The organism is Streptomyces sp. UH6 (assembly GCF_013421635.1).
Classification (GTDB): Bacteria; Actinomycetota; Actinomycetes; order Streptomycetales; family Streptomycetaceae; genus Streptomyces; species Streptomyces abyssomicinicus.
Genome location: NZ_JACADT010000206.1, coordinates 1 through 7,551 on the forward strand (window position 1 = coordinate 1; position 7,551 = coordinate 7,551).

5 protein-coding genes are annotated in these 7,551 nt (G+C 72.3%); all 5 read left to right on the top strand.

Annotation, left to right across the window (positions count from 1 at the left end):
• Nucleotides 1–1,219 (top strand): M28 family metallopeptidase (locus HW445_RS12930; protein WP_180221165.1); only part of this gene is annotated, 1,219 nt, incomplete at its 5' end.
• Nucleotides 1,220–1,288: 69 nt separating this feature from the next.
• On the top strand, nt 1,289–3,325 hold the full coding sequence (locus tag HW445_RS12935; protein ID WP_180221166.1) for a M36 family metallopeptidase: 2,037 nt from the start codon (nt 1,289–1,291) through the stop codon (nt 3,323–3,325).
• A gap of 187 nt (nt 3,326–3,512) precedes the next feature.
• The gene (locus tag HW445_RS12940; protein ID WP_180221167.1) at nt 3,513–4,256 is read left to right on the top strand and encodes an SDR family oxidoreductase; all 744 of its coding nucleotides are present in this window, start codon (nt 3,513–3,515) and stop codon (nt 4,254–4,256) included.
• A 214-nt stretch (nt 4,257–4,470) separates the two neighbouring features.
• The gene (locus HW445_RS12945; RefSeq protein WP_180221168.1) at nt 4,471–6,297 is read left to right on the top strand and encodes a glycoside hydrolase family 3 protein; all 1,827 of its coding nucleotides are present in this window, start codon (nt 4,471–4,473) and stop codon (nt 6,295–6,297) included.
• A gap of 272 nt (nt 6,298–6,569) precedes the next feature.
• Nucleotides 6,570–7,551, top strand: a 982-nt coding sequence (locus HW445_RS12950) for a Cmx/CmrA family chloramphenicol efflux MFS transporter (protein ID WP_180221169.1), incomplete at its 3' end; no start/stop codon positions are given.

Below are 7,551 nucleotides of genomic sequence, written 5' to 3' on the forward strand. Positions count from 1 at the left end.
GGTCTACCTGGCCGTGCCGGCCGACGTCCCGGTGGAGGACTTCCACCTGCCGGGGGCCAGGCCCGGCCACACCGAGCGGCTGCTTCCCGACCCGGCCCTGCTCTCCCGTCCCGGCGCCGCGTTCGCGGCCGGCTTCTCCTCCCCGGCCGGCCTGCGGCCTTCCCCGGGGCCGGAGACCGGTGAGGGGTCCGGTGAGGGATTCGACGACGGCCTCCCCTCCGCCGAGGCCCTCGCGGCGGTCCGTGTCGCCGTGACGCCGGAAGTGCTGCGCGAGCACACCGCCCGATTCTCCGGCGCCGAACCGCTGGTGGAGGGGGACCCGCTCAGGGTCCGCAGCCGGCACGCGGCCACACACGACAACATGCTGGTGGTCCGCGTGCTGGCCAACCGCCTCCAGAACCTCGGACTGACGGTGCGACTGCATCCGTTCACCTGGCGCGACCACCACCTGTTCACCGTGGAGGCCGAGCACACCGTCGCCGGCTCCGACGCCACCGTGCTGGTCACCGCGCACATGGACTCCACCGCGACCGGTGAGGACTTCGTCGACGTGCACGGCCTGCCGCGCCCCTACGACCCGTCCCGGGACCCGGCGCCGGGCGCCGACGACGACGCCAGCGGCACCGCGGCCGTCCTGGCCGCCGCCGCTTGCCTGCGCGACCTGGTCGCCGGCGGCAGGGAGCCCGCCCGGAGCATCCGCTTCGTGCTCTTCAACGCCGAGGAACAGGGCCTGGTGGGCAGCAAGTTCTACGCCCGCGCCGCGGCGGCGGCCGGGGACCCGATCGCCGGCGTGCTCCAGATGGACATGATCGCCGGACACCAGCCCGGGACCAGGCCCGTCGTGGAGGTGCACGCAGGCTCCGCCGTGCCGGGACCGGTGGTCGAGGCGTCCGACGCGCTGGGCGGCCGGGTGGAGCAGGCCCTGCTCGCGCTCGCCGCCGAGGACCCGGGAGGCCTCGGACCGAAGGCCCAGCAGCTGACCGGCGACGCCGACCCGGCCATGGGGCGCAGCGACCACGCCAGCTTCCACGAGCGGGGATACGCGGCCGTCGCCGTGTCCGAGGACCTGTTCGCCACTCCGGGCGGCGCCGAGGGCACGGGCACCCGGAAGTACCACACGACCGGTGACACCGTCACCGACGTCGACCACGACCCCGACTTCGCGACCACGGTCGCGCGCGCCGTGACCGCGACCGCCCTGACCCTCGCGGGCGTCTGACGCGCCCCACCGACATCCCACTCCGGCGGACACCCCTGCCGGGTGTCCGCGGCGGGAGGAGGAACCACCATGACGCAGCTCATCGACAGGCGTGACCTGGACTACGACCGGCTGACCGAGGTCGACGGCGCCGAGGCCTTCCTGGCGGAGACCGGCCGGATCGCGGAGTCCCTGAACCACACCCTGGAGGCCGACGACCGGAAGGTGAACCGATTCACCGGGCATCTGACCGAACTGCGGGTGAGCGGCGCCCCCGGGCTCCCGCCCGGCCTGGAGCGCGTGGACGGCCAGGTCACCGCCGACGACTACATCGCACGGGCCAAGGAGTACCTGGCCTCGGTCACGGAGGCCATCGGCTTCGCGAGTGACGAACCCGCCGAGTTCGAGGCCGACCCGAACGTGCCCGTCACCCACGGCGGCATGCGGGTGGTCAGCCTCCAGCAGACCCTCAACGGCATCGAGGTGTGGGGCATGGCCCCCAAGGTGTGGCTGCGGGAGGACGGCTCGGTCGACCGGGTCGTCGGCGACACCGCGAGCCTCTCCGCCCGGGTGTCCGCCACCCCCGCGGTGACCGCGGAGGCGGCCCTGGCCGTGGCCGTCGCGAAGGCGGCCGAGCCGGTGACGCTCGAGACACCGTTCGGTTCCGACGAGCTGCCCGCCCTGGAGGTTCCGGCCACCTTGCCCCGGCTGACGTTCCAGCCGCGCAACGACCGGCCCATGACCTTCGCGAAAGGCCCCTTCGACGAGGAGATCCCGTGCCGGCTGGTCTACCTCTACATGGGTGACGAGGTCCGTCTGACGTGGTCGTTCACCCTGTCGAGGAACGACATGGCCGTGCAGTACAGCGCCCTCGTGGAGGCCGACGAGAAGACCGCGGACACGGCCGCGCCGCAGATCCTCTACCTCCAGGACCTGACCCAGCACGCCGTGGCGGGAAAGGTGTTCCGGCGCAATCCGGCCGAGAGCACGTTCGACAAGGTCCCCTTCCCGCTGCCCGTGGACGACTACCCGGTCCGGCCGAGGAAGGCCCTGGCCGGCTTCCCCGGCCCCTGGGCGGAGCGGCACGACGGGCATGTGGCCACCGCGGGCAACAACGTGATCGCCCTTGACGGCGACAGCGAGCTGCAGGTCGAGATCGACGTCGACGCGGCGGGCGACGCGGTGTTCGAGCCCTCGCCCGACAGCCCCGAACAGTTCGTCACCAACATCTTCTTCTTCTGCAACTACATGCACGACTTCTTCCAGATGCTCGGGTTCGACGAGAAGCACGGCAACTTCCAGGTCACCAACCCCTCCGGAGAGGGCAAGGGGGCCGACCCGGTTCGCGCCCTCGCCCACCCCCGGTCGGTCCCCGGCACGGCCAACATGGCCACTCCCCCCGACGGCGGGGCCGCGCTGATGAACATGGGGCTGGTCCGCAGCACCGGCCGGCACACCGCCAACGATGGTGACGTCGTCTTCCACGAGTTCACCCACGGCGTGAGCAACCGGCTCGTCGGAGGCCTCCTCGACGCCCAGGGCCTGAGAGAACTCCAGTCCCGGTCGATGGGCGAGGGGTGGTCCGACTTCTTCGCGCTCACCACCCGCAACAGCGTCCGCGGCGAGGACCGCACCGTCGTCGGCGACTGGGTGGTCGCGAACCCCGGGGGCATCCGCCAGCGGCCCTACGACGCCCAGTACCCGGGCGGCTTCGGTGACATCGGCAAGGGCCCGGACGAGCTGGGCGGCCTCGACTACACGAAGATCCACAACGTGGGCGAGATCTGGTGCGCCGCCCTCATGGACATGGTCCGCCGGAGCACCGCCGCGCTCGGCGACAAGCAGCGGGCCCACCAGATCGCGTGGATGGCCGTGGTCGACGGACTGAAGCTCACCCCGAAGAACCCATCGCTGCTCACGGCCCGGGACGCGATCCTGCGCGCCCTGCGCGGTCTCCGGGAGGGCGGGAGCGCCGAGATCACCGGGAGCGAGTACACCGCTGTGCGCCACGCCGCCTGGGAGGCCTTCGCACGCTTCGGCATGGGCTTCGACGCCTTCTGCCCGAACGCCTCCTTCAGCGGCTGCCGGGCGGGCGGGGAGATGCCGCCGCAGGGGCACGAGGACTGAGGCGGCCGCAGGACACGACCCCGGCCGGTGACGGCGGCACCGCTGCAGGTTCCGCTTCGATCCGTCGGCCGGGACCGTGATGCCAGGGGTCCTGGACGGGTGTCCTGACGGTTGGGGTGGTTCCCTCTTCAGACGCCGCTCGGCGGGTAGGGCTGTTCCCGGCAGGCGGGTCGGCGAGGGAGGGGTCATGGCGGTGCTCATGGGCAAGGCGGCTGTCGTCACCGGTGGCTCGCGGGGGATCGGTCGGGCCGTCGTGCTGCGGCTCGCGCGGGACGGGGCGACTGTGGTCTTCAACTACGCGCAGAACCGCGATGCCGCGGACGAGGTCGTGCGGCAGGCCGAGAAGGCGGGCGGGAAGGCCGTTGCGGTCCAGCTGGATCTGGCGGAGCCTCGCGCGGCCGAGGAGTTGTTGGCCACTGCCGAACGTGAACTCGGCGGTCTGGACATTCTGGTCAACAACGCGGCCATGCATACCGACGTCGTGCCCATCGCGCAGACGGAGGAGGCCGTGTTCGACAGAGTGATGGCCGTGAACGCGAAGTCGGTCTTCCTCACGGTGCGTTACGCGGCGCGGCGCATGCGCGACGGCGGTCGGATCGTGAACATCTCCACCCTCAACACCGTTTTCCCCGCCCCCGGCAACGCTCCGTACGCAGCGAGCAAGGGCGCCCTCGAACAACTGACCCTGGTGGCCTCACGCGAGCTGGGCGCACGGGGCATCACGGTCAACACCGTCTCGCCCGGCGCCACGGACACCGACCTTCTGAACGCGGCCAACGAGCCGGAGAAGTTGGCGATGGCCATCGCGATGACCTCGCTCGGACGCCTCGGCCGGCCCGAGGACGTGGCGGACGTCGTCGCCTTCCTTGCGGGGCCGGACGGGCGGTGGCTGACGGGCCAGAACATTCGCGCCAACGGAGGTGTCCTCTGACCGCGTCTCGCCTCGGAACCCGCACCCGCCGTCACCGGCCGAGGCCGTGTCCGGCCGGGTGCCGGAGCCATTGCCTGGACCAAGTTTGTCTAGACCAAGTTTGTCTAGACCTCTTGTCCTGTCCGAGGCGTCCGGGCTAGGTTTCCCGCTGTTCGGAGTACTGCACGTTTCCTTCAACTCCCTTGGTGTGCAAGGCCGGAAGGAGCATGTCCGCATGCAGGACCGGAGTCTGTCCAGACGCACCGTTCTCGCCTCCGCGACCGTGGCCGCCGCGAGCGCGGCAGGCGTCGTGGGCGCGGCGGCCACCCCCGCGGCCGCGCACCAGCGCGACCGCGGCCTCAAGAAGATCATCTCCAGGATGAGCGTCGAGGCGAAGATCGGCCAGCTCTTCGTGCCGTACTTCTACGGCACCTCGGCGACCTCTCCCAGCGCGTCGGACCAGGACCGCAACCTCAGGGAACTCGGCGTCCGCACCGTGGCCGAACTCATCGCCAAGTACCACATCGGCGGTGTCATCTACTTCTCCGGCTGGGCGAACAACATCCAGGACCCCGCCCAGGTCGCCGACCTGTCGGACGGTGTGCAGCGGGCCTCGCTCGCCCTGCCCACCCCCATCCCGTCGCTGATCTCCATCGACCAGGAACACGGCGTCAACGTCCGCATCGGCAGCGGCGTCACCCAGCTCCCGGGCGCGATGGCGCTCGGCGCGGGCCGTTCGCTCTCCGACGCGCGCACCGCCGCCCGGATCTCGGGCACCGAACTCGCCGCCCTCGGCATCCACCAGAACTTCGCCCCGGTCGCCGACGTCAACGTCAACCCGGCCAACCCCATCATCAACGTCCGCTCCTTCGGCGCCGACGCCCACGAGGTCGGCCGCATGGTGGCGGCCCAGGTGACGGGCTACCGGCAGGCCGGCGTCGTGGCGTGCGCCAAGCACTTCCCGGGTCACGGGGACACCGGGCAGGACAGCCACACGGGGCTGCCGGTGATCACCCACACCCGTGAGGAGTGGGACCGCGTGGACGCCCCGCCCTTCAAGGCCGCGATCGCCGCCGGCGTCGACTCGATCATGACCGCGCACCTCCAGGTCCCCGCGCTCGACCCCAGCAACGAACCGGCCACCCTGTCGCCCGCGATCCTCCAGGGCGTGCTGCGCGGCGAACTCGGCTACGACGGCGTGATCGTCACCGACGCCCTCAACATGCAGGGGGTGCGCACCAAGTACGGCGACGACCGCGTTCCCGTCCTCGCCCTCAAGGCCGGCGTCGACCAACTGCTGTTCCCGCCGGACATCGACGTCGCCTACCACGGCGTCCTGGCCGCCGTCCGCAGCGGCGAGATCACCGAGGACCGGCTCGACGCATCGGTCCTGCGCATCCTGCGGCTCAAGGACAAGGCCGGCCTGCTCAGCGGCAGCCCCTACACCTCACCCCGGGAGATCGACCGGGTCGTCGGCGCCCGCGGGCACCGGCTCGCCGCCGCCCGGATCGCCGAACGCACCACCACCCTGCTCGTCAACGAGGACGAGGCGCTCCCGCTGCGCCGCGGACAGCGCAAGCTGCTCGTGGTCGGCGCCAGCCCGGCCTTCCCGACCGACGCGACCCGCACCACGGTGCCCGAACTGGCCGCGGCGTTCGACGAACTGGGTTACGCCACCACCCAGCTCGCCACCGGCCGGACACCCGACGCGGCGAAGATTGACGAGGCCGTGGCCGCCGCACAGGGACGGGACGCGGTGATCGTCACCACCGACAACGTCAACGCCACCAGCGCCCAGCGGACCCTGGTGGCGCGGCTGCTCGCGACGGGCGTCCCCGTCGTCCACCTCGCGGTGCGCAACCCCTACGACATCGCCCACCTCGGCGGCGTCCCGGCCTCCCTGGCGTCCTACTGCTGGACCGAGGTCGAACTGCGCGCCGCCGCACGGGTGATCGCCGGCCGGGTGGAACCGCGTGGCAAGCTGCCCGTGCCCGTCCAGCGGGCCGACGACCCGGCCCAGGTCCTCTTCCGTTCCGGGCACGGTCTGTCGTACGGCCACTGACACCCGCGCCCGCACCACTGACGGCCCCGGTGCCCCCTTCAGGGCACCGGGGCCGAAGTACGCCCGGGGCGGCGTGCGGTAGGGTGCGGGCCATGTCGAGTCCTGAGTCGGACACGGTGGGGGCTTTCGGTCACGCCGTCAGCCCCCGGAACCACTGAGCACGTAGCCCCGCCGTCGCGCCGCGTTCCGCGGCCGCACGAGCGCGCCCCCCGGGGGCCGGCCGCGGTGACGAGATGACCCTCTCGTGCTTCTCCTCACCCCGGAGCCACTCGATGCCTCTTCCGCTGTACCTGCTCGCCGTGGCGGTCTTCGCCATGGGCACCTCGGAGTTCATGCTCGCCGGCCTCCTGCCGGACATCGCCTCGGACCTCGGCGTCACCGTCGGGTCCGCGGGCGCCCTCACCTCCGCCTACGCGATCGGCATGGCCGTCGGAGCTCCCCTGACGGCCGCGATCGCCCGCCACTGGCCCCGGCGGTCCAGCCTCCTCGGGTTCGTCCTCGCCTTCGCGGCGGCTCACGCCCTGGGAGCCGCCACCACGAGCTTCCCGGTCCTGCTCGCCACCCGGGTCGTGGCCGCGCTGGCCAACGCCGGGTTCCTCGCGGTCGCCCTGACGGCTGCCGCCGCGTCGGTCCCGCCCGACAGGAAGGGCCGCGCGCTGGCCGTCCTGCTGTCGGGCACCACCATGGCCACGATCGCCGGTGTCCCCGGCGGATCGCTGCTCGGCACCCTGCTCGGCTGGCGGGCCACCTTCTGGGCCGTCGCCGCTCTCTGCCTGCCCGCGGCCCTCGGCGTCCTGAAGGGCATCCCGGCGGGACGGGTACGGGAAGGCACGGCCGACGGGCCGGCCTTGCGGGCGGAGCTGGCCCAGCTCACACGGCCCCGGCTGGCGCTGGTCATGCTCCTCGGCGCGCTGGTGAACGCGGCGACCTTCGCGAGCTTCACCTTCCTCGCCCCGGTGGTGACCGGCCCCGCCGGAATGGGAGAGCTGTGGATCGCCGTCGCGCTGATGCTCTTCGGCGCCGGTTCCTTCGTCGGAGTGACCGTCGCCGGGCGGCTGTCGGACCGGCGCCCCGCCCTGGTCCTCGCCGTGGGTGGTCCGCCGCTGCTCGTCGGCTGGCCGGCCCTGGCGCTGCTGGCCGGCGAACCGGTCGCGCTGCTCGCCCTCGTGTTCGTGCAGGGGGTGCTGTCGTTCGCGGTGGGCAGCACACTGATCGCGCGGGTCCTCCACGAGGCGGCGGGAGCCCCCACCATGG